General features: G+C 70.4%; 21 protein-coding genes and 1 tRNA gene. 15 read left to right on the forward strand and 7 right to left on the reverse strand.

What is annotated here, in order from left to right; all coding sequences use genetic code 11:
- Window positions 1-32: 32 nt before the first annotated feature.
- The 9 genes from AC07TY_RS01020 to AC07TY_RS01060 all read left to right on the forward strand — a co-directional run bounded on the left by AC07TY_RS01020 (window position 33) and on the right by AC07TY_RS01060 (window position 9,796).
- Window positions 33-1,910 carry an acetolactate synthase large subunit gene (locus AC07TY_RS01020; RefSeq protein ID WP_494784081.1) on the forward strand — a complete coding sequence of 626 codons (1,878 nt, stop codon included), beginning with the start codon at window positions 33-35 and terminating at the stop codon, window positions 1,908-1,910.
- Window positions 1,907-2,413, forward strand: a complete 507-nt coding sequence (gene ilvN / locus AC07TY_RS01025) for an acetolactate synthase small subunit (RefSeq protein WP_123504973.1) — start codon at window positions 1,907-1,909, stop codon at window positions 2,411-2,413. Before AC07TY_RS01020 ends, ilvN begins: the two co-directional genes overlap by 4 nt.
- 30 nt (window positions 2,414-2,443) lie before the next feature.
- Complete coding sequence (ilvC, locus tag AC07TY_RS01030) at window positions 2,444-3,469, forward strand: ketol-acid reductoisomerase (RefSeq protein ID WP_123504972.1); 1,026 nt, start codon at window positions 2,444-2,446, stop codon at window positions 3,467-3,469.
- A gap of 114 nt (window positions 3,470-3,583) precedes the next feature.
- Window positions 3,584-4,777, forward strand: a complete 1,194-nt coding sequence (locus tag AC07TY_RS01035; RefSeq protein ID WP_494784082.1) for a mannitol-1-phosphate 5-dehydrogenase — start codon at window positions 3,584-3,586, stop codon at window positions 4,775-4,777.
- The gene (locus AC07TY_RS01040) at window positions 4,774-5,229 is read left to right on the forward strand and encodes a hypothetical protein (RefSeq protein WP_123504970.1); all 456 of its coding nucleotides are present in this window, start codon (window positions 4,774-4,776) and stop codon (window positions 5,227-5,229) included. The genes AC07TY_RS01035 and AC07TY_RS01040 overlap by 4 nt, the downstream gene beginning before the upstream one ends.
- Window positions 5,226-5,642: a hypothetical protein gene (locus AC07TY_RS01045; RefSeq protein ID WP_494784083.1), complete on the forward strand. Its 417-nt coding sequence runs from the start codon at window positions 5,226-5,228 to the stop codon at window positions 5,640-5,642. The genes AC07TY_RS01040 and AC07TY_RS01045 overlap by 4 nt, the downstream gene beginning before the upstream one ends.
- Window positions 5,643-5,931: 289 nt before the next feature.
- A complete protein-coding gene (serA, locus tag AC07TY_RS01050; RefSeq protein ID WP_488626545.1) occupies window positions 5,932-7,521 on the forward strand; it encodes a phosphoglycerate dehydrogenase in 1,590 nt (529 codons plus the stop codon).
- 86 nt (window positions 7,522-7,607) lie between these two features.
- Window positions 7,608-8,681, forward strand: coding sequence for a 3-isopropylmalate dehydrogenase (locus AC07TY_RS01055; protein WP_494784084.1), 1,074 nt, complete (start codon window positions 7,608-7,610; stop codon window positions 8,679-8,681).
- An 8-nt stretch (window positions 8,682-8,689) separates the two neighbouring features.
- Window positions 8,690-9,796 carry a branched-chain amino acid aminotransferase gene (locus AC07TY_RS01060; protein WP_494784085.1) on the forward strand — a complete coding sequence of 369 codons (1,107 nt, stop codon included), beginning with the start codon at window positions 8,690-8,692 and terminating at the stop codon, window positions 9,794-9,796.
- 138 nt (window positions 9,797-9,934) lie between these two features.
- Here the strand turns inward: AC07TY_RS01060 and AC07TY_RS01065 are convergent, their stop codons facing one another.
- The 6 genes from AC07TY_RS01065 to AC07TY_RS01090 form a co-directional block, all read right to left on the reverse strand.
- Window positions 9,935-10,576: an MBL fold metallo-hydrolase gene (locus AC07TY_RS01065; RefSeq protein WP_123504965.1), complete on the reverse strand. Its 642-nt coding sequence runs from the start codon at window positions 10,574-10,576 to the stop codon at window positions 9,935-9,937.
- Window positions 10,577-10,750: 174 nt separating this feature from the next.
- Window positions 10,751-10,823 (reverse strand) — tRNA-Glu (locus AC07TY_RS01070).
- 88 nt (window positions 10,824-10,911) lie between these two features.
- Window positions 10,912-13,455 (reverse strand): polynucleotide kinase-phosphatase, encoded by a 2,544-nt coding sequence (locus tag AC07TY_RS01075; protein ID WP_494784086.1) that lies wholly within the window; start codon window positions 13,453-13,455, stop codon window positions 10,912-10,914.
- 2 nt (window positions 13,456-13,457) lie between these two features.
- Window positions 13,458-14,840: a 3' terminal RNA ribose 2'-O-methyltransferase Hen1 gene (locus tag AC07TY_RS01080; protein WP_494784087.1), complete on the reverse strand. Its 1,383-nt coding sequence runs from the start codon at window positions 14,838-14,840 to the stop codon at window positions 13,458-13,460.
- A gap of 45 nt (window positions 14,841-14,885) precedes the next feature.
- Complete coding sequence (locus AC07TY_RS01085; RefSeq protein WP_494784088.1) at window positions 14,886-16,481, reverse strand: outer membrane protein assembly factor BamB family protein; 1,596 nt, start codon at window positions 16,479-16,481, stop codon at window positions 14,886-14,888.
- A gap of 79 nt (window positions 16,482-16,560) precedes the next feature.
- Window positions 16,561-18,129, reverse strand: coding sequence for an outer membrane protein assembly factor BamB family protein (locus AC07TY_RS01090; protein ID WP_494784089.1), 1,569 nt, complete (start codon window positions 18,127-18,129; stop codon window positions 16,561-16,563).
- A gap of 135 nt (window positions 18,130-18,264) precedes the next feature.
- Between AC07TY_RS01090 and leuC the strand changes: the two genes are divergently transcribed.
- From leuC to AC07TY_RS01120, 6 genes are all read left to right on the forward strand, one after another.
- The gene (gene leuC / locus AC07TY_RS01095; RefSeq protein ID WP_488626537.1) at window positions 18,265-19,728 is read left to right on the forward strand and encodes a 3-isopropylmalate dehydratase large subunit; all 1,464 of its coding nucleotides are present in this window, start codon (window positions 18,265-18,267) and stop codon (window positions 19,726-19,728) included.
- Window positions 19,728-20,339 (forward strand): 3-isopropylmalate dehydratase small subunit, encoded by a 612-nt coding sequence (gene leuD / locus AC07TY_RS01100; protein WP_123504960.1) that lies wholly within the window; start codon window positions 19,728-19,730, stop codon window positions 20,337-20,339. Before leuC ends, leuD begins: the two co-directional genes overlap by 1 nt.
- Entirely contained in the window at window positions 20,339-21,706 is a 1,368-nt protein-coding gene (murA, locus tag AC07TY_RS01105; protein WP_123504959.1) for a UDP-N-acetylglucosamine 1-carboxyvinyltransferase, read from the forward strand. The genes leuD and murA overlap by 1 nt, the downstream gene beginning before the upstream one ends.
- A gap of 15 nt (window positions 21,707-21,721) precedes the next feature.
- Window positions 21,722-22,495, forward strand: coding sequence for a lysophospholipid acyltransferase family protein (locus tag AC07TY_RS01110; protein WP_488626536.1), 774 nt, complete (start codon window positions 21,722-21,724; stop codon window positions 22,493-22,495).
- An 85-nt stretch (window positions 22,496-22,580) separates the two neighbouring features.
- Complete coding sequence (locus AC07TY_RS01115) at window positions 22,581-23,582, forward strand: NAD(P)H-dependent glycerol-3-phosphate dehydrogenase (RefSeq protein WP_494784543.1); 1,002 nt, start codon at window positions 22,581-22,583, stop codon at window positions 23,580-23,582.
- Window positions 23,583-23,612: 30 nt separating this feature from the next.
- Window positions 23,613-24,719: a D-alanine--D-alanine ligase family protein gene (locus tag AC07TY_RS01120; RefSeq protein ID WP_123504958.1), complete on the forward strand. Its 1,107-nt coding sequence runs from the start codon at window positions 23,613-23,615 to the stop codon at window positions 24,717-24,719.
- 102 nt (window positions 24,720-24,821) lie between these two features.
- Here AC07TY_RS01120 and AC07TY_RS01125 read toward each other — a convergent pair whose 3' ends face one another.
- On the reverse strand, window positions 24,822-25,322 hold the full coding sequence (locus AC07TY_RS01125; protein ID WP_123504957.1) for a DUF3515 family protein: 501 nt from the start codon (window positions 25,320-25,322) through the stop codon (window positions 24,822-24,824).
- Window positions 25,323-25,337 lie beyond the last annotated feature (15 nt).

The following is a 25,337-nucleotide window of genomic DNA, read 5'->3' on the forward strand; positions in this document are numbered from 1 at the left end:
TTCGCCACCACCCCCAGAGGGAATCGTCACCGATGACTCCAGATGCAAGTCCCCTGCCCACCGCACCCGCCCGCCCGCGCCAGGCCAGCCCCGAGATCCTGACGGGTTCCGGCGCCATCCTCCGGTCGCTCGAGAAGCTCGGCGTCACCGACGTCTTCGGCCTTCCCGGCGGCGCGATCATCCCGTTCTACGACGAGCTCATGTCGTCGACGGCGATCCGCCACATCCTGGTCCGCCACGAGCAGGGTGCCGGTCACGCCGCCGAGGGATACGCCGCCGCCTCCGGGCGGGTCGGCGTCGCCATCGCGACGTCCGGTCCCGGCGCGACGAACCTCGTGACCGCGATCGCCGACGCCTACATGGACTCCGTGCCGCTCCTGGCCATCACCGGCCAGGTGTTCTCGACCCTCATGGGAACCGACGCGTTCCAGGAGGCCGACATCGTGGGCATCACGATGCCGATCACGAAGCACTCGTTCCTCGTGACGAAGCCGGAGGACATCCCGGCGACCCTCGCGGCGGCGTACCAGATCGCCTCGACCGGCCGCCCCGGCCCCGTGCTCGTCGACATCACCAAAGACGCGCAGCAGATGTCCGCGCCCTTCGTCTGGCCCGAGACGGTCGACCTGCCCGGCTACCGTCCGATCACCAAGGCGCACGGGAAGCAGATCACGGCCGCGGCCCAGCTCATCGCCGAGTCGCGCAAGCCGGTCTTCTACGTCGGCGGCGGCGTGATCCGCTCCGGTGCGTCGGCCGAGCTGCTCGAGCTCGTCGAGGCCACGGGGGCGCCTGTGGTGACCACGCTGATGGCTCGGGGCGCGTTCCCCGACTCGCACCGGCAGCACCTCGGGATGCCGGGCATGCACGGCACCGTCCCAGCCGTCCTCGGCCTGCAGGAGAGCGATCTCATCATCGCCCTCGGCGCCCGCTTCGACGACCGGGTGACCGGCAAGGCGGAGCTCTTCGCCCCGAACGCCAAAGTCGTGCACGTCGACATCGACCCCGCCGAGATCTCGAAGATCCGCCTGGCGGACGTGCCGATCGTGGGCGACGCGCGCGAGGTCATCATCGACCTCACGGCCGCCTACGCCGACATCACGGGCGGTTCGCAGCCCGATCTGTCGGCGTGGTGGGAGCGTCTGAACGGTCTCCGCGAGCAGTTCCCGCTCGGCTTCACCGAGCCCGACGACGGCCTGCTGTCACCGCAGAAGGTCATCCAGCGCATCGGCCAGCTCTCCGGGCCGGAGGCCGTCTACGCCTCGGGTGTCGGCCAGCACCAGATGTGGTCGGCCCAGTTCATCCAGTACGAGCGTCCGCACGCCTGGCTGAACTCCGGCGGCGCCGGCACCATGGGCTACTCGGTCCCCGCCGCCATGGGCGCCAAGGTCGGCCAGCCCGACCGCGTCGTCTGGGCGATCGACGGAGACGGCTGCTTCCAGATGACCAACCAGGAGCTCGCCACCTGCGTCATCAACGGCATCCCGATCAAGGTCGCGATCATCAACAACTCGTCGCTCGGCATGGTGCGCCAGTGGCAGACCCTGTTCTACGAGGGCCGCCACTCGTTCACCGACCTGAACACCGGCCACACCGGCGGCGGCACCGTCACTCGCATGGTCCCCGACTTCGTCAAGCTCGCCGACGCCTACGGCGCGCTGGGCATCCGGGTCACCCGCGAAGACGAGATCGACGCTGCGATCCAGCTGGCCCTCGCGACCAACGACCGCCCCGTCGTCATCGACTTCGTGGTCAGCCGCGACGCGATGGTGTGGCCCATGGTGCCGCAGGGCGTGTCGAACTCCGAGATCCAGCACGCTCGCGCCCTCGCCCCCGAGTGGGACGACGAGGCGCCCGGCACGAGCGCGACCGACACCACCCGCGACGGCGACATGACCGGAGAACACGCATGAGCCACGTCCTCTCCCTCCTCGTCGAAGACAAACCCGGTCTGCTGACCCGCGTCGCCGGCCTCTTCGCCCGCCGCGGCTTCAACATCGAGAGCCTCGCCGTCGGCAAGAGCGAGATCCCCGGCCTCAGCCGCATCACCGTCGTCGTCGACGTCGAGGAGCTCCCGCTCGAGCAGGTGACGAAGCAGCTCAACAAGCTGATCAACGTCATCAAGATCGTCGAGCTCGACTACTCGCAGTCGGTCCAGCGCGAGCACATGCTCATCAAGGTCCGCGTCGACAACACGTCCCGGTCGCAGGTGCTCGAGGCCGTCAACCTCTTCCGCGCCAGCGTGGTCGACGTGTCGACCGATGCGCTCGTGATCGAGGTCACGGGCGACACCGGCAAGACGACGGCTCTTCTGAGGGTGCTCGAGCCCTACGGCATCAAGGAGATCTCGCAATCCGGGCTCCTCGCGATCGGCCGCGGTGCCAAGAGCATCACCGACCGCGTCTTCAAGAACTGACCCGCACCACCAACAAGGAGAACCACCACTGTGACTGAAATCTTCTACGACAAAGACGCCGACCTGTCGCTCATCCAGGGCAAGAAGGTCGCCGTCATCGGCTACGGCTCGCAGGGTCACGCCCACGCGCTGAACCTCCGCGACTCCGGAGTCGAGGTCGTCGTCGGCCTCAAGGAGGGCTCCAAGAGCCGCCCGAAGGCCGAGGAGGCCGGCTTCCAGGTGCTCACGCCGGCCGAGGCCGCGAAGTGGGGCGACGTCATCGTGATCCTCGCGCCCGACCAGGTACAGCGGCACGTCTACAAAGACGACATCGCCCCGAACATCGAGGCCGGCAACGCCCTCGTCTTCGGACACGGCTTCAACATCCGCTTCGGCTACATCGAGGCCCCCGAGGGCATCGACGTCGTCCTCGTCGCGCCCAAGGGCCCGGGCCACACCGTGCGCCGCGAGTTCGAGGCCGGCCGAGGCGTCCCCGTCATCGTGGCCGTCGAGGTCGACGCCACGGGCTCGGCGTGGGACCTCGCCTGGTCGTACTCCAAGGGCATCGGCGGCCTCCGCGCCGGCGGCATCAAGACGACCTTCACCGAAGAGACCGAGACCGACCTGTTCGGCGAGCAGGCCGTCCTCTGCGGCGGTACCTCGCAGCTGATCCAGTACGGCTTCGAGACCCTCACCGAGGCGGGCTACCAGCCGCAGATCGCCTACTTCGAGGTGCTCCACGAGCTCAAGCTGATCGTCGACCTCATCTGGGAGGGCGGCCTCGCCAAGCAGCGCTGGTCGGTCTCCGACACTGCCGAGTACGGCGACTACGTCTCCGGCCCGCGCGTCATCTCGCCCGACGTCAAGGAGAACATGAAGGCCGTCCTCGCGGACATCCAGTCGGGTGCCTTCGCCGAGCGCTTCATCAACGACCAGGACGCCGGCGCTCCGGAGTTCCTGGCCCTCCGCAAGAAGGGCGAGGAGCACCCCATCGAGGCCACCGGCCACGAGCTCCGCGCGCTCTTCGCCTGGAAGCAGCAGGACGCCGACTACGTAGACGGCAACGCCGCCCGCTAGCCGTTTCGTGACCTTTTCGACACCGCTTTCGCCCGGAAGCACCGGTCATCTCCGGTATCTTCGGGCGGAAGCGGTGTTGTCGTCCTGCACGGAACGACGTGCGATGATCGAAGGATGGTTGTGATCAAGAAGGCCGTCCATTTCGGCGCCGGAAACATCGGGCGAGGCTTCGTCGGTCAGTACCTCCACGCCTCGGGCTACGAGGTCGTGTTCTGCGATGTGAACTCCGAACTGGTCCGGGAGCTCGAAGCAGCCGCGTCGTACGAGGTCCACGAGGTCGGCGGCGATGGCCGCACCACCTCGGTCGACGGCTTCCGCGCCGTCGACAGCCGACTCGACGAGGCGCGCGCCGTCTACGAGATCTCCACGGCCGACATCGTCACCACCTCGGTCGGCCCGCGCGTCCTCCCATCGCTGGCACCCCTCATCGCCCGCGGCCTGATCGAGCGCGACGCCGACCTGGCTCCGCTCGTCGTCATCGCCTGCGAGACCGCCATCGGCGCGTCCACGACGCTCGCCGCCTCCGTCGCCCGCTCCGTCGAGTCGCTGGGCGGCGTCGCGCCGGTCGCCGCCGACTCCGCCGTCTTCGCCAACTGCGAGATCGACCGCATCGTGCCGGAGCAGACGCCCGGCCTCGACGTGATCATCGAGTCGTTCGCCGAGTGGGCCATCGAGATCGGTCCGTTCGCGGGCCGCGTCGACGCACCCGGCATCGACGGCGTCACCTGGGTCGACGACCTGGCGCCGTTCATCGAGCGCAAGCTCTTCACCGTCAACACCGCGCACGCCGCCGCTGCCTACTACGGCTGGGCCCGGGGGATCGGCAGCGTCCGCGAGGCCCTCGAGGTTCCCGAGATCCACGCCCAGGTGCTCGAGGTTCTGCTCGAGACGAAGGCCCTCCTGATCGAGAAGCACGGATTCGACGCCGCCGAGCAGCAGGCCTACATCGACCGCAACCTCGAGCGCATCTCGAACCCGCACCTCCCCGACACCACCGGCCGCGTGGGTCGCAACCCGCTCAGCAAGCTGAGCCGGCACGAACGCCTCGTCGGACCGGCCGCGCAGCTCGCCGAGCGAGGTCTGGCCTTCGACGGCCTCGTCCGCGTCGTCCGCGCCGCTCTCGACTTCGACGTGCCCGACGACGTCGAGAGTCGCGAACTGCAGTCTCTGCTGCGCACGAGCGCCGGCTCCGGCGTGAGTCCCGAGCTGCTCGCCGAGACGCTCACGGGAGTGTTTCCCGGCCACCCCCTGTTTCCGTCGCTGGCGGCTGTGGTCGCTGACAAGATCTCGTCGCGGGTCGCCGCGTGAGCCCCGAGAAGAATCCCGTCGACCACGAGCTCGACGACGATGAGGCCCTGAGCTGGGGCGAGTCGGCCGACAGCAGCTATGTCGAGGGCCCGGCCCGCGGGCACCGGGGCGACGAGACCGCCGACGACGCGGACGGCGACGAAGACGAGTTGCCCGAGGGCGTGCTCAGTTCGGGCATGCTCGTCGCCCACGGCGTCTTCGCCGCGATCCTCCTGCTCTACACGGTCGCCTGGCTCTTGGCCGTCACCCGTGCGACGGCACCGGGGCTCGCCGGCGCCTCATTGACACTGTGGCATCTCGGGCAGTGGCTGGCCGTCTTCGCCCCGGCACTGTGGTTCGCCGCGACTCTCTCCCTGACGCCTGCCTCGTCGGCACGTCGTCGTGTCGTCTGGCTGCTGGTGGGAGTCATCGTGCTGATCCCGTGGCAGTTCGTCTATGGAGGAACCTCGTGAGCGACCTGGCGTCGGCAGAATCGACGAGCGGTGACGAGGCCGGTGAGAACGGCATCATGTCGGACCGCTCGTCCACCTTCGTCGGATGGATCACGGCGCTGGCTGTCTTCGGCTTGCTGGCGGCGTACTTCACCTGGATCGGGTTGCAGAACGTGATCACCGTTCCTCCCCTCATCAGCAAGAACTATTCCTTCTACAGGGCAAACGGCCTCGACGGACTCGTCAAGCCGCTTCCCTGGGTTCAGCTGATCGTCGCCCTCGTCGCGCCGGCCGTCGCCTATCTGGGCGCGGTGCTCATCGGTCGGCGCCGCTCGTTGGGGCGTCGAATCGTCCTGCTCCTGGCGGCCGCCTGCGCTGCGTCGGCCGTCTCGGCGTCGGTCTCGGCGTACGTGACGAGTACCTACCAGCTCTGACCGCGCCACACGATCCGTCCGCAAGGAACGCTTTCGTGCAGTCGAGGATTCGGGCATCGTCGCGCATCGCCAGCAAGGATTTCTGCGCGCGAATGCCAGTGCCGCAAGGACCGCCTTTCGGGTTGTCCTTGCCAGAGGAACGCGGGCCGCGCAATTAGGTCCGGGTCGCCTGGGCATGCTCTGCGGATTCTCAGGTTCGACCCGCGAGGGCAGTTCCTGCGCCCGAAAAGGGCCGAAGGCCTGGCTACTGTGGACGAGTCCCCGCGCACGAACCATCGTTAGGAATCCCGTGGCCAAGCCCATCGTGTTGATCGCCGAAGAACTCTCGCCAGCGACCGTCGACGCCCTCGGGCCCGACTTCGACGTCCGCACGGTCGACGGCACCGACCGCCCCGCCCTCCTCTCCGCCCTGGCAGATGCGAACGCGATCCTGGTGCGCTCGGCCACGAAGGTCGACGCCGAGGCGATCGCCGCGGCTCCTCACCTGCAGGTCATCGCCCGCGCGGGCGTCGGCCTCGACAACGTCGACATCAAGGCCGCGACCAACGCCGGCGTCATGGTCGTGAACGCCCCGACCTCCAACATCATCTCGGCGGCCGAGCTGACCGTCGGCCACATCCTGAGCCTCGCCCGCCACATCCCCGCCGCCCACGCGGCACTCGCGCAGGGTCAGTGGAAGCGCTCGAAGTACACCGGCGTCGAGCTCTTCGAGAAGACCGTCGGCATCATCGGACTCGGCCGAATCGGCGCACTCATCACCGCCCGCCTCCAGGCGTTCGGCATGAACATCGTCGCGTTCGACCCCTACGTCACCCCGGCTCGCGCTCAGCAGCTCGGCGTCACCCTGCTCACGCTCGACGAGCTGCTCGAGCAGAGCGACTTCATCACCATCCACATGCCGAAGACGCCCGAGACCACGGGGATGATCTCGACGGCTCAGCTCGCGAAGATGAAGCCGACCGCCTTCATCGTCAACGTGGCCCGCGGCGGACTCATCGACGAGGAGGCGCTGTTCGAGGCTCTCCGCAGCGACACCATCGCCGGCGCCGGCCTCGACGTGTTCGTCTCCGAGCCGCCCGCGAACACCGACCTCCTCGCCCTCGAGAACGTCGTCGTCACCCCGCACCTCGGCGCGTCGACCGACGAGGCGCAGGAGAAGGCCGGCGTCTCGGTCGCGAAGTCGGTGCGCCTCGCGCTCGGCGGCGAGCTCGTTCCCGATGCCGTGAACGTCGCCGGCGGTGTCATCGACGAGTACGTCCGCCCCGGCATCCCGCTGGTCGAGAAGCTCGGCCAGGTCTTCTCCGGCCTCGCCGACAGCCCGCTCACGTCGATCGACGTCGAGGTGCACGGCGACCTCACCGAGTACGACGTCAGCGTCTACAAGCTCGCGGCGCTCAAGGGCGTGTTCTCGGACGCCGTGCAAGAGACGGTCAGCTACGTCAACGCGCCTCTGCTCGCTGAGCAGCGAGGAGTCACCGTGCGCCTGCTCACCGACGCCGTGTCGGAGGAGTACCGCAACATCATCACCCTGCGCGGCGCCCTCGCCGACGGTCGTCAGATCTCGGTCTCGGGAACGCTGACCGGCACGAAGCAGGTCGAGAAGATCGTCGAGATCAACGGATACGACGTCGAGGTCCCGCTCGCGAAGCACCACATCGTGATGCTCTACACCGACCGCCCCGGCATCGTCGCGGTCTACGGCAAGGAGTTCGGCGAGGCCGGGATCAACATCGCCGGAATGCAGATCGCGCGCACCACGGCGGGCGGCACCGCTCTATCGGTCCTGACCATCGACTCCCCGGCTCCCGAGGGGCTGCTCGAGAAGGTGCGCCGCGCGATCGACGCCGACGTGCTGCAGGAGATCGACGTCACGCTGTAGGCCTTCCTCCGAGGGGCGCAGGAACTCCTTCGCGCCCCCGCCCTCTCGGTAAGCTTGACGCAGCAGCCCCGAAGCGAGGAGAACGCATGAGCCGCACCGTCCGACTGGCCAGCATCCCGGGCGACGGGATCGGACCCGAGGTCGTTGCCGAGGCCGTCAAGGTGCTTCGCGCGGTCACCGACGGCAGCGACACCGCGTTCGACGTCACCGAGTTCTCACTCGGCGCCGCCCGCTTCAAGGCCACCGGCGACATCCTCACCGACGCCGACCTCGACGCCATCAGGCAGCACGATGCGATCCTGCTGGGCGCCGTCGGAGGCGACCCGCGCGACCCGGACCTGCGCGGCGGCATCATCGAGCGGGGTCTGCTGCTCAAGCTCCGCTTCGCGCTCGACCACTACGTGAACCTTCGCCCGACGAAGGTCTATGCCGGCGTCCCGTCGCCGCTGTCCAGCCCCGGCGTCGTCGACTTCGTCGTCGTCCGCGAGGGCACGGAGGGTCCGTACGTCGGCAACGGCGGCTCGCTGCGCACCGGCACGCCGCACGAGATCGCCAACGAGGTCAGCGTCAACACGGCCTACGGTGTCGAGCGCGTCGTCCGGTACGCCTTCGAGCTCGCGCAGAAGCGCCCCGCACACCGCCTGACGCTGGTGCACAAGACCAACGTGCTCGTCTTCTCGGGCTCTCTCTGGCAGCGCACCGTCGACGCGGTCGCAGCCGAGTACCCCGACGTCGCCGTCGACTACCAGCACGTCGACGCGGCCACGATCCACCTGGTCGCCGACCCTGCTAGATTCGACGTCATCGTCACGGACAACCTCTTCGGCGACATCCTCACCGATCTGGCTGGCGCAATCAGCGGCGGCATCGGCCTGGCAGCCTCGGGCAACATCAACCCCGAGGGCGCCTTCCCCAGCATGTTCGAACCGGTGCACGGCTCCGCTCCCGACATCGCCGGCCAGCAGAAGGCCGACCCCACGGCCGCCATCCTCTCGACGGCTCTTCTCCTCGACCACCTCGGTCTGGCCGAAGAGTCCGCCCGGGTGACGGCGGCCGTCGAGGCCGACATCGCCGGCCGCACCGCAGGGTCCTCCCGAACCACGGCGCAGATCGGCGACGCGATCGCCGCCGCCGTGGCACTCGTCCCCACTTCCCGATAGGCGCGCTCATGACCACGACCCACGACACCTACCCCCTGAACTTCCAGCTGACGCCGTCGCCGGCTGCCCGCGCCGACGCCGAGCGCGAGGCCATGCTCGCCGACCCCGGCTTCGGCAAGTACTTCACCGACCACATGGTCGCCATCGAGTGGACGGCCGACGACGGCTGGCACGACGCCACCGTCAGCCCGTACGGCCCGCTGATGCTCGACCCCTCCGCAGCCGTCCTCCACTACGGGCAGGAGATCTTCGAGGGCATCAAGGCCTACCGCCATGCCGACGGCTCGGTCTGGACGTTCCGGCCCGACGCCAACGGCCGGCGCCTGCAGCGATCCGCCAAGCGCCTCGCGCTGCCCGAGCTGGCGATCGACGACTTCGTCGAGTCGCTCAAGCAGCTCGTCCAGGTCGACGAGAAGTGGGTCCCGTCGGCCGACGAGACCAGCCTCTACCTGCGTCCGTTCATGATCGCGACCGAGAGCTTCCTCGGCGTGCGGGCGGCGCACAAGGTCGGCTACTACGTGATCGCGAGCCCGGCCGGCGCCTACTTCACCGGCGGCGTCGCCCCGGTGTCGATCTGGCTGTCGACGAACTTCTCCCGTGCGGGCAAGGGCGGCACCGGCGCGGCGAAGACCGGCGGCAACTACGCCGCATCGCTCCTCCCGCAGGAGGAGGCGTACGCCAACGGCTGCTCGCAGGTGCTGTTCCTCGACTCCGTCGACACGACCTACATCGAAGAGCTCGGCGGCATGAACGTGGTGCTCGTCTACAGAGACGGAACCCTCGTCACCCCCGACTCCGACTCGATCCTCGAGGGCATCACGCGCGACTCGATCCTGGAGCTCGCCGAAGACCGCGGCCACACGGTCGAGCGTCGCCGCGTGTCGCTCGACGAGTGGCGCGACGGCGTCGCCTCGGGCGACATCGTCGAGGTGTTCGCCTGCGGAACCGCCGCGGTGGTCGTGCCGATCGGCGAGCTGAAAGGCGAGGGCATGTCGATCGTGTCGCCCGTCGCCGGCCCCGACTCGCTCACGCTGTCGCTCCGCGCCGAGCTGACCGACATCCAGTACGGCCGTCGCGAAGACCGCCACGGCTGGCTGACGCGCCTCGACGCCTAGCCTTCGGCCCTGGAACGCCCCGCCGCCTCGTGCGACGGGGCGTTTCGCGTCACGGCGGTGCGCGAGGTGGCCCCCGTCGTCGCTCCGCTGGAGGCGTGGCGACGACGGGGGCCACCTCGCGAGCCCGGGGCGCAGGAACTAGAGCTCGAGCGACTCTCCGGGCGCCAGCACGACGACGTCGCCTCCGGCTGCCTCGACGACCGCGCGGATCCGGTCGACGTGCATCCCCAGCCCCGTCTCCGACAGCGTCTTCTCGTGGATCGGGAAGGCCCGCCCCGGCTTCACGGCGGCCGCGTAGTCCATCGCCTCGCCGATCTTGAGCCACGGGGCGCCGATCGGAGCGGCGAGCACAGGAACGTCGAACGGGGGGACGGTGTACGAGTCGCCGGGGTGGAAGAGCGTGTCGTTGACCAGCACGCCGGTGTTGTCGACGCGGGGGAGGGTCTCGTGGATCACGGCGTGGTCCGTGCCGGCGAAGCGGAGGGTGAACGGGCCGACCTCGACGACGTCGCCGTCGCTGACCGTCTCCACGGCGAACCCCACCTCGCCGAGAGCGTGCGCGACACCTTCGGGGCCGAGGATGCGCGCGCCGGGGTTGGCCTCGAGCAGGCCCTCGATCTGGCCGGGGGTCCAGTGGTCGGGGTGCTGGTGGGTGATGACGATGCCCTCGACGTCGGTCACATCCGTGAGCGGGCGCGTGAATCCGCCCGGATCGATGACGAGCCGCTGCCCGTCCACTTCGACGACAAGGGCTGCGTGCTCGTACTTGGTAACCAACATGACCCCAACGCTACTGCGCACGAGGCTCAAGCTCCCGGCCGACAGCCCCGGAAGGAAAGGGAGCGAAGCGACCCTTCAGCTGTTCTGACAAGCACATCTGTTCTGACAGGCACATCTGTTCTGACAGGCGCAGATGCAAAAATGCCCTCCCGCAGGGGGAGGGCATTTGCATCGTGACCCCAACCGGATTCGAACCGGTGTTACCGCCGTGAGAGGGCAGCGTACTAGGCCGCTATACGATGGGGCCGTATTTGCAACTCGTCGAGTATGCCATACGGCTCGGCGCGGAAACAAATTGAGCGAAGCTCACTGCGTTGGCGCGAGCGCCGGCCCCCTCACAGCCGCGGATCCACCGCCTCCGACTCCATCGCCAGCACCGCGAACACGGCCTCGTGGATCCGCCACAGCGGCTCCCGCGCGACGACCCGATCCAGCGCCTCCACCCCGAGGGCGTACTCGCGCAGCGCGAGCGACCGCTTGAGGCCGAGCCCGCGGTCTTTGAGACGCCGGAGGTTCTCCGGCCTCGTGTAGTCGGGGCCGTAGATGATCCGCAGGTACTCGCGCCCGCGCACCTTGATGCCGGGCTGCACGAGCCCGTTCTTCGTGCGGCGCAGGCCCTCGGCGGGCTTGACGACCATGCCCTCGCCGCCCGCCTCGGTCAGGTCGACCCACCAGGCGGTGGCGGCGGCGACCGAGTCGTCGGAGCCGAGGTCGACCATCGTGCGACGGGTGCGGCGGAAGAGCACCGGGTCGGCGTCGGCCAGCCGGTCGGCGAGGTCGAGGTGCCACTCGTGCGGGCGATCGACGTGGGTGCGACCCTCGGTCGCGAGCACCTGGAACGGCGCGAGCTGCACGCCGTCGAGTCCCGACGACTGCGCGGCGTAGCGGCGGTAGGCGGCGACGTACTTCACGGCGTCGTCCGATCGGAGCCGGGTGCGCTCGGCGAGCTCGCCGACGTCCACCCCGGAGGCGGCTGCCGCCTCGAGTGCGGCGACCGCCGCGGGCAGCGCCGTGGTCGCCGCGGCGCCCACCGACGCGTACTGGTCTCGGATGAGGTCGCCCGCCTTGAACGACCACGGCAGCAGCTCGGCGTCGAAGAGGAGCCAGTCGGTGTCGAGCTCACCCCACAGGCCCGCACCGTCGACGGCCGTGTCGATCCTGCGCAGGAACTCGGCACCGGTCGCCTCGTCGAAGAACGGTCGCCCGGTGCGGGTGTGCACGACTCCGCGCCACCCGGGCTTCGCTCCGAACCGCGCGGGGTCGCGCGTGAGCAGCACGACGGCGCGGGACCCCATGTGCTTCTCTTCGGCGATGACACTCTCGACGCCGTCTCTGCGGAAGGCGGCGAAGGCCTCGGCGGGGTGCTCGAGGTAGTCGTCGAGCTTCGAGGTCGCGGGCGGGCTCATGGTCGGCGGCAGGTAGAGCAGGTGGTTCGGGTCGAGGGCGAACCGGCTCATGACCTCGAGGGCGCCGGCGGCGTTCTCCTCGCGGACGCCGATGCGGCCGTGGTGCCTGGTCTCGATGATGTGCCGGCCGAGGACGTCCTGGACGGAGAGCACCCCCGGAGGGCGTTCCTGCGACAGGGCCGCCTGCTCGGGCGTCTGCAGGGGCTTCACCGGCGCGTACCACTCGCGCTCGGCGGGCACCGAGACGATCTCGCGCTCGGGGTAGCGCAACGCCGTCAGGGCGCCGCCGAAGACGCACCCGGTGTCGAGGCACAGCGTGTTGTTGACCCACTCGGCGACCGGGGTCGGCGTGTGGCCGTAGAGCACGACGGCGTCGCCGCGGTAGTCGTTCGCCCACGGGTAGCGGACGGGCAGGCCGAACTCGTCGGTCTCGCCCGTGGTGTCGCCGTAGAGCGCGAACGAGCGGACTCGGCCGGACGCCCGGCCGTGGTACGCCTCGGGGAGTCCCGCATGGCAGACGACCAGCTTTCCGTCGTCGAGGACGAGGTGCGAGACGAGGTCGTGGCAGAAGCGCTCGACGTCGCGCCGGAACTCGGGCGTCTCGCCGGCGAGCTGCGTCAGCGTCTCGGCGAGCCCGTGCGAGGTCTGGACGTTCTTGCCCTGAAGCGCCCGCACCAGCTTGTGCTCGTGGTTGCCGGGGACGGCGAGGGCGTTGCCGGAGGCCACCATGCCCATCGCCAGCCGCAGCACTCCGACCACGTCGGGCCCGCGGTCGACCAGGTCGCCGAGGAAGACCGCGCGCCGCCCCTCGCGGTGGGCGGCGTCGACGGGGCGACCCTGCTCGTCGCGGGTCAGCTCGTAGCCGAGCTCGCCGAGCAGCGACTCGAGCTCGGAGCGGCAGCCGTGCACGTCGCCGATGGCGTCGAACGGGCCGTGCTCGGTGCGCAGGTCGTTCAGGAGCGGCTCGCGGCGGATGGTCGCCTGGTCGATCTCGTCGACGCTCGACAGCACGTGCACGCGCCGGAAGCCCTCCTTGCCGAGGAACTTCAGCGACCGTCGCAGCTGGTCGTGCTGCCGGCGGATGACGGAGGCGGGGAAGTCGCGGTCGGTGCGCTCGGCGTTGCGGGCGACGGCCACGGACTCCGCCACGTCGAGGACGATCGCCACCGGCAGGACGTCGTTCGAGCGGGCGAGCTCGACGAACGACGCCCGGGCGTCCTTCTGGACGTTCGTCGCGTCGACGACGGTGAGGAGGCCGCGACGCAGCCGCTGGCCCGCGACGTGGCGCAGCGCCTCGAACGCGGCGGCCGTGGCCGACTGGTCGTTCTCGTCGTTCGACACCAGGCCGCGGAACACGTCGCTCGAGAGCGTCTCGAACGGCTCGAAGGCGCGCGCGGCGAAGGTCGACTTGCCGGAGCCGCTCGTGCCGACGAGCACGACCAGCGACATGGCGGGAACAGTGATCTCAGCCATGGTCAGGCCTTCCGGAAGAGCGCGAGCTGGGTGGGGGAGCCGTGAGTCTCGTCGGCGTCGCCGACGGGCCGGTACTCCACGGTGTAGCCGTAGGAGACCGCGACGCGGTCGGCCCAGGCGGCGAACTCGGCGCGCGACCACTCGAAGCGGTGGTCGGGGTGCCGGAACCGGCCGGCCGGCAAGGACGGGTACAGGGCGTTGTAGTCGGAGTTCGGCGTGGTCACGATCACCGCGCCCGGAGCCGCGCTGCCGAAGATCGACGACTCGAGCGCGTCGAGGCGCTCCAGCTCGATGTGCTCGACGACCTCCATCAGGACGATCGCATCGAGATGCGCCAGCCGGTCGTCCTGGTACGTGACCGACGACTGGAGCAGCCGGATGCGGTCGCGCTGCCGGTCGCTCAGGTCGCGGATGTGCAGGCGGCGCTCGGCGACATCGAGAGCGCGGTGCGAGACGTCGGTGCCGATGATGTCGGTGAACGCGGAGTCGGCGAGCAGGTGCGTGAGCAGCGCGCCCGGACCGCAGCCCACGTCGGCCACCCGGTGGGCGCCCACGTCTCGGAGCGCGGTCAGGACGGCCTCGGCGCGGTGCACGCGCAGCGGCGTCGCGATCTCGGCGTCGTCGAGCCCCTCGCGCACCGGCGATCCGTCGAGGACCTCCAGCTGCGCCGTCGCGTCGCGGACCAGGCCGCGCTGGTGCGCCAGGTACCGCCGGGTGATGAGCTCCCGCTCGGGGTGCGCCGGCAGCCAGCCCTCGCCCGCGCGGAGCAGCTTGCCGATCTCGTCGTCGCCCACCCAGTAGTGCTTCGAGTCGTCGAGAACCGGGAGCATCACGTAGAGCTGGTGCAGCGCGTCGGCGAGACGGAGGGTGCCCGTCAGCGTCAGGTCGGAGTACCGGGAGTCGCCCCACTCCGGGAACTCCGGGTCGAGCGGAACCGCGGCGTCGACGACGGTCCAGCCGAGCGGCTCGAACAGGCGGCTCGCCAGACCCGGCTCGCCGCGCGACGGCACGGCCGCCAGGGTGATGGTCAGGGGGAGGGGGCTCGCCGCGAGCTCAGGGCGCGCGTCGCAGCGGCCGGTCATCGCCGTGCGGAACACCTGAGCGAGCGCGACGGCGAGCATCGACGACGACGCGTAGGGGCGGTCGTTGACGTAGTGGCCGAGCTCGGAGGAGTCGCCTCCTGAGAAGCGCTTGCTGCGGACCAGGTCGATCGCGTCGACCTCGAGCATCAGCGCCGCAGTGCAGGTCTCGTCAGTCTGCTCCGGGTAGAACACATGGGCGCGGCCGACTGCGAGATCGAACGACTGCAGGCGGCCGGGGTGCTTGTGGAGGAGGAAGCCGAGATCGGTGGCATCGGGGCCGGTGTACGTAATCGTTGCGAGCACCCGGTTCACCCTACGCGAGGCGCGGGGCACGACCGGGGCCGTCCGCTACCCCAGTCGACGTGCCAGTCCGTCGAGCCCGACGTCGATGACGTGCCCTCCCCAGACCCCCAGCTGCAGCTGCGAGGTGTGCGCCCACAGCCTCCGGCCGCTCGACAGGTCGAACGCCACGACGGTCGTCCTCGCTCCGGTGGCCCCGTAGGTGAGGGCGTAGCCGACCGTGTGGCCGGCGGCGACCACGTACGACCCGGCGGGCACGTCGGCGTGGAACCGGACGCGTCCGGTGCCTCCGTCGAGCGCGACCACCTGGGGGTCGTCGTTCGTCGACACCGTGTAGACGTCGTCCGTCCGCTGGCCGACGGCGCTGCCGGCGTAGCTGTACGACTCGGTGTCGCGACTCCAGCGGACCGCGCCCGTGCGGTAGTCGAGGCAGGTCAGCCGATCGCCGCGCAGGTTGGTGACGACGAGGCAGTCGCGGCCGACCGAGAAGCTGCCGCGCAGGTCGAGGTCGGACGACCAGAGCACCCTGCCGGTCTTGTCGACGGCCGAGAAGCCGCCCGCGGCGCTCGTCGTCACGCCGGAGCCGCGGGTACGGGCGGCGAAGACCACGTCGCCCCGCAGCGCGTAGCCGAGCGCCGTGTTCACCGGTCCGCTCCACGGACGGGGCGTGCCGGTGGCCAGCGGGATCTGAAGTGTCCCCCGGTCGCCCAGCAGCAGCCGGTCGTCGAGGGCGATCAGGGTCGCCGTCTCGTTCGCGGTGCCCTGCCACACCACCCTCGACAGCGCACGCGAATCACGGAGCTCGTAGATGTACTCGAGGCCGTCGCCCGTGCGGCGGCCCATGGCCACGACATCGCCGTTCGCCGTGAACCGGTCGTCGCCGCTCCACGACTGCGTGCCGGTCGAGCCGAGCACCTGGCCCGTGGTCGTCGACAGCGTCTCGACGACGGAGGAGGTCTCCGTGCCCGAGCGCACCAGGAGGCGCGTGCCGGAGCCCGTCGTCGAGACCCACGAGATGGCCACGCCCGACCGCGCATCCACGTCGTTGGCGGTGTCGTGCACCCACCGGACCGCGCCGGTCGCCGTGTCGAGGAGCGCCACGCGCGACTTGTAGCCCGAGGGGACGATGGAGCACGAGGCGTCGTCTGAGAAGCCGGAGTTCCACGCCGAGTCGGCGCGCACCGCGGCGAGGTCCTGGCCGACGTCGACGGCCGTGAACCGGAGGCACTCGGCGGGCGCACCGGGAGCGAGCGTCGAGGCGAGGTCGACGGCCCAGGCGCGCGGGGTCGGCGAGGCGCGGACGTCGTCGACGCGCACGCCCGACCACGGCGAGAGGGTGCCGTACGACGGCTGGACCACGACGCCCACGCCGACGACCGCGGCGATGACGGCGGCCAGAGCGACATAGGAGAGCAGGATCCGCCGCGGCAGCGAGGTGCGGAACCACAGACCGGCGATCCGCCCGCGGCGCGGTGCTCGACGACCCGGGCGGCGAGGGGGCGCCGACGGCGGGGTGGCGAGGCCGGGTGCGGGCAGTTCCTGCGCCCCGGTGCTCGGCTGCGCGGTCGGGAGGGGCGGGGTCCACGGCGAGGCGGGCCCCGGAGGACGCGGCGGAGTCCAGGGGCGGTGGTCGATCTGCGACATGACGACGCTTCCTCGCGCGACGCTGCGCGATCGTGTTGCGGCCGGAATCACCGACCGCCCCGGAGCCTAGTCTTCGCGCCTACGTTCCGAGCACCGTGCCCGGAGGATTCGTCAGCTCTCTCACGATGCCGTCGCTGGAGAGCTCGACCAGCCGCCCGCCCCACATCTCGGTGTCGCCGTCGTCGAGCACGTTCCGCTGCCACAGGATCCGCCCCGACTCGGTATCGAACGCGATCAGGCCGATCGGCGTGCCGCTGAGGCTCGACGACACCAGGTAGCCGGTCGTGCGCGAGACGGCGGCGATCGTCGTCGTCGGCAGGAGGTCGACCGAGAACTTCGGCCTGCCGCTGCCGCCGGCGAGCATCACGAGCTCGGAGTGGTTGCCGAAGCTCCGGAAGACCGCGACGTCGTCGGTCGTCTGGCCGATCATGCCGGTGGGCGAGCCCTGCGAGGCCAGGTCGCGAGTCCAGCGGCTCGCGCCGGTCGCTCGATCGACGCACCGCAGCGACGTGGTTCCGGGCAGGGAGGTCAGCAGGCAGCTGCGGCTGAGCCCCGCGAAGTCGCCGAGGCCGCCGCGCGTCCACAGGCGCCTGCCCTCCGGGCTCCACGCCGTGATCGCGACGCCGCTCGCCAGCGTGTCGCTCGTGAACAGGTCGACGCCGTCCTCCTCGACCGAGCCGAAGCCCACGGTGCCGTCGCCGACCTGGTTCGCCTCGCCGGTGGCGCCGTCGATGCGGACCGACCGGCCGTCGACCTCGGTGAAGAGGCCGCTCCGCAGCAGCACGACCGGGGTCGAGTCGGGCAGGAGATCGGTCCAGACCGGGTCGCCGAGGGTGCGGATGTCCGTGAGGGTCCACAGGCTCGAGCCCTCGCGCGACGTGCTGACGCTGTAGGCGACCAGGCTGCCCTCGACCAGCGGGCCCGAGCCGATGTCGCCGCGCGGCACCTGGATGCTGCTCAGCAGCGTCCCGTCGCCGAGCGAGAGCACCGCGAGAGTGAACCGGCCGTCGGTCGTGAACGCCACGAGCACGCGCCCCACGTCGGCGCGAATCCACGTCTGCTGCACCGTGAACGTCCCGGTCGTCGCCGGGAACTCGCGGCTCAGGTCGTGACGCCATCGCACGTCGCCGGTCACGGGGTCGAAGAGGGCGACGGTGGCGTCGACCTGCTGGATCGTCGACACCGAGCAGTTCGCCGTCGATCCGAGGGAGGGCGAGTCGGCCGTGATCATCACGAGCGGGTCGGTGGCCGACGAGGCCCGGAACTCCGCACACCGCGACGGCACGCCGGGCAGCATCGCGCGCGACAGGTTCGTCGTCCAGCCGGTGGGCTCGGGGCTCTGGCGCACGTCGGCGATCGCCGCGTCACGCCACGGAGCGAGATCGCCGTACGACGGAGTGAGGGCGGTGCCCACGCCCGTGACCGCCCCGATCACGAGGGCCAGCAGTGCGAAGCCGGCGATCACCCTCGTGGCGGGCGAGAGCGGCAGCCGCCGTCGACGGCGTCGGGAGGCGACGGGCGCAGGAACTCGCCGCTCGCCGACGGGCGCGACCGGCAGGCCCGCGATCGCCGTCGGCGTGCCGAGCGCGGCGCCGTGCGGTGCGGCGGGGGCGGGGCGCTCGGGGCGCGCCGGGGTCCAGCCCGTCATCCCAGCACCGCCTTCGCTCGGCCCCCTCGTCAGCCGCACTCTATCCGTCCGGGAAGAACGCGGCGCGGGGGCGCGTTGGCCTCCGCGGAAACACAGCCGTAACACGGCTAGACTCGTCCGATCCGAAGCCAACCGATGGAGGGCACACCCTTGGGTAGAACGCTCGCAGAAAAAGTGTGGGACGACCACGTCGTCGTCAAAGGCGCCGACGGCGCTCCCGACCTTCTCTACATCGACCTCCACCTTGTGCACGAGGTCACGAGCCCCCAGGCGTTCGACGGCCTCCGCCAAGCCGACCGCCCGGTCCGCCGCCTCGACCTCACGATCGCGACCGAAGACCACAACACGCCGACGCTCGCCATCGACCGTCCCATCGCCGACCTGACGAGCCGCACCCAGATCGACACGCTGCGCAGCAACGCCGCCGAGTTCGGCGTCCGCCTGCACTCGCTGGGCGACGCCGAGCAGGGCATCGTGCACGTCGTCGGCCCGCAGCTCGGCCTCACCATGCCGGGTGTCACGGTCGTCTGCGGCGACTCGCACACGTCGACGCACGGCGCCTTCGGCGCCATGGCGTTCGGCATCGGCACCAGCGAGGTCGAGCACGTCCTCGCCACGCAGACGCTGCCGCTCAAGCCGTTCAAGACGATGGCCATCACGGTCGAGGGCGAGCTGCGCCCCGGCGTCACGGCGAAAGACATCATCCTGGCCGTCATCGCCAAGATCGGCACCGGCGGCGGCCAGGGCTACGTGCTCGAGTACCGCGGCAGCGCCATCCGCTCCCTCTCGATGGAGGGGCGCATGACCATCTGCAACATGTCGATCGAGGCCGGCGCCCGCGCCGGCATGGTCGCGCCCGACCAGATCACCTACGACTACCTGCAGGGCCGTCCGCACGCCCCGGAGGGCGACGACTGGCGCGACGCGGTCGCCTACTGGAACACTCTGCCCACCGACGACGACGCCGTGTTCGACGCCGAGGTCTTCCTCGACGCGGGCGAGCTCGAGCCGTTCGTGACGTGGGGCACCAACCCGGGCCAGGGCGTGTCGCTCTCGGAGTCCGTCCCCGATCCTGCCGCCATCAGCGACCCGAACGAGAAGGCCGCCGCGTCGCGCGCCCTCGAGTACATGGACCTCGCCGCCGGCACTCCGATGAAGGAGATCGCCGTCGACGCGGTCTTCATGGGCTCCTGCACCAACAGCCGCATCGAAGACCTGCGGGCCTTCGCGTCGATCGTCCGGGGCCAGAAGAAGGCCGAGGGCGTCCGGGTCATGGTCGTCCCGGGCTCGGCGCGCGTCCGCATCGAAGCCGAGGCCGAGGGCCTCGACAAGGTGTTCACCGACTTCGGCGCCGAGTGGCGCTTCGCCGGCTGCTCGATGTGCCTCGGCATGAACCCCGACCAGCTCGCACCGGGCGAGCGCTGCGCCTCCACGTCGAACCGCAACTTCGAGGGTCGCCAGGGCAAGGGCGGGCGCACGCACCTCGTGTCGCCGCTCGTCGCCGCCGCCACGGCCATCCGCGGCACGCTCTCGAGCCCGTGGGACCTCGCGGCCGACTCGACGACCGCCAACGCCTCCGAGCTGGAAGGGGCCCTGTAATGCACAAGACCACCGTGGTCACGGGCACGCCCGCGCCCCTCAAGCGATCGAACGTCGACACCGACCAGATCATCCCGGCCGTCTTCCTCAAGCGCGTCACCAAGACCGGCTTCGAGGACGCCCTGTTCTACTCGTGGCGCCAGGACCCCGAGTTCGTGATCAACCGCCCCGAGTTCCAGGGCGCAAAGGTGCTCGTCGCCGGGCCCGACTTCGGCACCGGATCGAGCCGCGAGCACGCCGTCTGGGCGCTTCGCGACTTCGGCTTCGAGGTCGTCCTCAGCCCGCGCTTCGCCGACATCTTCCGCGGCAACTCGGGCAAGCAGGGCCTGCTCGCCGCCGTCGTGGCCGAGCCCGAGATCGAGAAGATCTGGGCCATCATCGACGCGGCCGTGGAGGCCGGCGAGCCGGTCCCCGAGATCACGGTCGACCTGGCCGAGCAAACCGCCACGATCGCGGGCTACACGGTTTCGTTCGAGGTCGATGCTTACACTAAGTGGCGTCTCCTCGAGGGGCTGGACGACATCGCCCTGACTCTCCGCGACGAGGCGGCAATCACAGAATTCGAATCACGCCGCGCCACCTGGCGGCCCAAGACATTGCCGGTGAAGTAGTGAACTCCCTTGTTCAGGATGCAGCAGCAGCAGGCGCCCGCGTGGGCCTGAAGTCCGACGAGATCGTCATCCGCGGCGGCAAGCCGCTGATCGGACGCATCGAGGTCCGCGGCGCCAAGAACCTGGCGACGAAGGCCATGGTCGCCTCGCTCCTCGGCGACACGCCCTCGATCCTGAAGGACGTGCCCGACATCAGCGACGTCAACGTCGTCCGCGGGCTCCTCTCGATCCACGGCGTCCGCATCACCGACCCGGCTCGCGGCGAGATGATCCTCGACCCGTCGAACGTCGAGGGCGCGCACTTCGCCGAGATCGACGCGCACGCGGGCTCCTCGCGCATCCCGATCCTGTTCTGCGGCCCGCTCCTGCACCGGCTGGGCGAGGCGTTCATCCCCGACCTCGGCGGCTGCCGCATCGGCGACCGACCGATCGACTTCCACATGGACGCCCTCCGCGCGTTCGGCGCCGTCGTCGACAAGTCGTACAACGGCATCCATCTGACTGCCCCGAACGGCCTCAAGGGCGCCAACATCGAGCTCCCGTACCCGAGCGTCGGCGCGACGGAGCAGGTGCTGCTGACGGCGGTCCTCGCCGAGGGCGTGACGGAGCTGCGCAACGCCGCCATCGAGCCCGAGATCATGGACCTCATCGCGATCCTGCAGAAGATGGGCGCGATCGTGAACGTCGAGCCGAACCGCGTCATCTTCATCGAGGGCCAGAAGTCGCTCCGCGGCTACACCCACCGTGCAATCAACGACCGCAACGAGGCCGCCTCCTGGGCCGCCGCGGCTCTGGCCACCAAGGGCGACATCTTCGTCGAGGGCGCCAAGCAGCAAGACCTCATGACCTTCCTCAATGTCTTCCGCAAGGTCGGCGGCGAGTTCGACGTCCACGAGGACGGCATCCGCTTCTACCACCCGGGCGGCGAGCTCAAGCCCGTCGTCATCGAGACCGACGTGCACCCCGGGTTCATGACGGACTGGCAGCAGCCGCTCGTCGTGGCCCTCACTCAGGCTCACGGCGTCTCCGTCGTCCACGAGACCGTCTACGAGAACCGCTTCCAGTTCACCGAGGCGCTCAACGACATGGGTGCGCAGATCGTCGTTCACAAGGACGGCCTCAAGCACGCCGACCGCCGCGTCGCCCGTCGCGACTTCGAGCAGGCCGCCGTCATCACCGGCCCGACTCCGCTCCACGGTGCCGACATCCGCGTGCCCGACCTGCGCGGCGGCTTCAGCCACCTGATCGCGGCGCTGACCGCGGAGGGCGAGTCGAAGATCACGAACGTCGGCATCATCGCGCGCGGCTACGAGCACTTCGTGGCGAAGCTGCGGAAGCTCGGTGCGGACTTCGACTTCGCGGGGTAGACGACCATCGTCGCAATGAACCCCGACGCGCCCCTGCCCCCGCAGAAGCGCAGGCGCGAACCCAATGCCGTCTTCGCCGTGGCAGGACGCATCGCCTACGTGCCGCTGCTGGCCCTCGCGAGCTACCGGCTGAAGAACCCCGAGAAGCTCCCGGCCGACGGCGCTTTCGTGCTCACGCCCAACCACTACAGCAACTTCGACCCGCTCGCCGTGGCGTTCGCCCTGTGGCGGCGGGGGCGGATCACGCGGTTCCTCGCGAAGGAGTCGCTCTTCCGGGTGCCCGTGCTCGGGTGGATCCTGCGCCAGACGAAGATGGTGCCGGTGGATCGCTCCGGGCGCACCCGGGGGTCCGACCCCGTCGCGGCCGGCGTCGCCTCGCTCGCCACGGGAGCCTGCGTGGTCGTCTACCCCGAGGGCTCGCTCACGCGTCAGCCCGACCTCTGGCCGATGCGGGGCAAGGGCGGCGCCGTCCGCATGGCGATCGACGCCGGCGTGCCGCTGATCCCGATGGCCAGCTGGGGCGTGCAGGAGCTCCTGCCGCCGTCGAACAAGCTCCGCCTCTTTCCGCGCAAGCGGTTCACCTTCGTCATCGGCGACCCGGTCGACCTCTCGGCCTACCGGGGGCGCCACCTCGACCAGCACGAGGTCGCCGAGGCCACCGAGCTCGTCATGAGCCGCATCGACGCGCTCGTCGCCGAGCTCCGGGGCGGGCAGCCGCCGGCTGTCCGATACGACCCCGCGCACCACAACCAATCCGAGATCGGGCGTTTCGACCGTGGCACCTCCTAGCTCCTCCGGCCCTCAGGAGGGCCTCGACCGACTCAACAAGGGATTCGTGACGACCGAGTCGATCTCGATAGTCCGGGCCGCGTCGATGGAGCGCCGCGTGGCCGTGCTCGGCGCCGGCAGCTGGGGCACGACGTTCGCGAAGGTGCTCGCCGAGGGCGGCGCCGAGGTGCAGATGTGGGCCCGCCGGCCCGAGATCGCCCGCGAGGTCACCGAGACCCACCGCAACAGCGACTACCTGCCCGGCATCAACCTGCCGATCACCCTGACGGCGTCGCCGAGCATCCCCGCGGTGCTCGACCGGGCCGAGCAGATCTACGTGTCCGTGCCCTCGCAGACGCTCCGCCAGAACCTCTCCGAGATCCGCGACCTGATCCCCGCCGGCGTGCCGGTCATCAGCCTGATGAAGGGCGTCGAGAAGTCGACGGGCCTGCGAATGAGCGAGGTCATCATCCAGGCCCTCGGCATCGACCCGTCGCTGGTCGCCGTCGCCTCCGGGCCGAACCTCGCCCTCGAGATCGCCAAGCGCCAGCCGACCGCGGCCGTCATCTCGTCCCAGAGCCTCGAGACCGCGACGCTGGTCGCCGCGACCGCCACGAACCCGTACTTCCGCTCGTTCGTCAACACCGACGTGATCGGCACGGAGTTCGGCGGCGTCCTGAAGAACCTCATCGCCGTCGCGATCGGGATCGTCGACGGAGTCGGCTACGGCGAGAACACGAAGGCGTCGATCATCACGCGCGGCCTCGCCGAGATGACCAGCTTCGCCGTCTCGTTCGGCGCCAAGCCGGAGACGCTCGCCGGTCTCGCGGGCCTCGGCGACTTGATCGCCACCTGCCAGTCCCCGCTCTCGCGCAACAACACGGCGGGGCGCCTGCTCGGCCAGGGCTACCGGTACGACGACGTGATCCGCCAGATGAACCAGACGGCCGAGGGCCTCGCGTCGGTCGCCCCCATCCTCGAGCTGGCCCGGTCGCGCGGCGTCGACATGCCCATCGTCCAGCAGGTCGCCGAGGTCCTCGCCGGTACTCTGGACCCGCGCAACATCGCGCCGCACCTCACCGAGACCGACGAGCCGCAGGGCGAGTAGGGCTCGCACCGCATCGTCGAAAGGCGCCCCGTGACCGACACCACTCCTGCCTCCCGTCTTCGCGTGGTCCTCCTGTTCGGCGGCCGCTCCAGCGAGCACTCGATCAGCTGCGCCACAGCGGGCGGAGTGCTCGCGGCGCTCGACCGCGACCGCTACGACGTGATCCCGGTGGGCATCACCCGTGACGGCGCCTTCACGCTCCAACCCGACGACGCGGCGCACTTCGCCCTCGACGCCGAGAAGCTTCCCTCCGTCGAGGCCAACGGCACGCAGGTGCGCTGGCCCGAGTCGTCCGCGACGCGCGAGATGACCGTCGTCGAAGACGGGGTCGAGCGGTCGCTGGGCGAGGTCGACGTCGTGTTCCCCATCCTGCACGGTCCCTTCGGCGAGGACGGCTCCGTCCAGGGCATGCTCGAGCTGCTCGGCCTGCCGTACGTCGGCGCGGGCATCCTCGCCTCGGCCGTCGGCATGGACAAGCACTTCGCCAAGACGGTGCTCCAGGCCGCCGGCATCGACGTCGCGCCGTGGATCACGGTCCCCGCCCGCGACTGGGCCGACCGTCGCGCCGTCGTCGAGGAGCACGTCGAAGAGCTCGGCTGGCCCGTCTTCGTCAAGCCGGCCCGCGCCGGCTCCAGCGTCGGCGTCTCGAAGGCGACCTCGCTCGCCTCGCTCGCCACCGCCATGGAGATCGCGTTGGCCGAAGACTCGAAGGTGCTCGTCGAGGCGGCCGTCGTCGGCCGCGAGCTCGAGATGGCCGTGCTCGGCGGCCGCGGCGGCGGAGCGCCCCGCACATCCGTCGCGGGCGAGATCGTGCTCGCTGACGACAAGTTCTACGACTTCGAGTCGAAGTACCTCGGCGCCCCCGGGGCCGACCTGGTCTGCCCGGCCGCTCTGTCGGGCGCCGAGTTCGAGCAGTTCTCCGAACTCGCCGCCCGCGCCTTCGACGCCATCGGCGGGGCCGGCCTCGCCCGCGTCGACGTGTTCCTCACCGACGAGGGGTTCATCGTCAACGAGCTGAACACGATGCCGGGCTTCACCCCGATCTCGATGTTCCCGGCGTGCTGGCTGGCCTCCGGCCTCAGCTACCCGGCGCTGCTCGACGAGCTGATCGCGCTCGGCCTCGAGACGATCCGCTAGGGCGAGTTCCTGCGCCGGCCCGCCTGTGCCCGCCCGTCTGCGCCTGCCCGTCTGCGCCTGCCCGTCTGCGCCTGCCCGCCTGCGCCTGCCCGCCTAGGCGGGCTACGGGGCGGGGGTCGCGTCGGACGGCGACTGGCACGCCCGGTTCTGCGGCAGCGTGCCGACGGCGCTCGACACGTCGTGCAGGACGTTCGTCGGGGCCTCGACGGCCTTCGTGTCGACGACGACCTGCACGCCGGGGCTGCGGCCGTACGTGGTGAAGGTGGCCTTCGAGGTGCCGATGTCGGCGAGCCAGTCGACGCCCTCGATCGTGTAGCACGAGAGGTCTGACACCTCGGGCGTCGTGATGCCGCACGTCAGCACGATCGACGTCGGTGAGCCCCACGCGCTCGTGCCCTGCGCGTTCGTCTCGCGGACGGTCTCGGACTCCACCGAGGTCGGCAGGTGCACGACGACGTCGGCGCACGCGACGGTGTCGGCCCGCGCCGCGGGCTGCAGATGCACGCTCGTGACCTGCACGGCGGCACACCCGGCGAGCACGGGCACGGCGGCCAGGGCGGCGGCGAGGGCGAGGGCCGCGCGGCGGCGGCGACGAGGAGGCATCGACGTCCACGCTAC

It is taken from the genome of Frondihabitans sp. GW821-FHT04F02, from assembly GCF_059420045.1.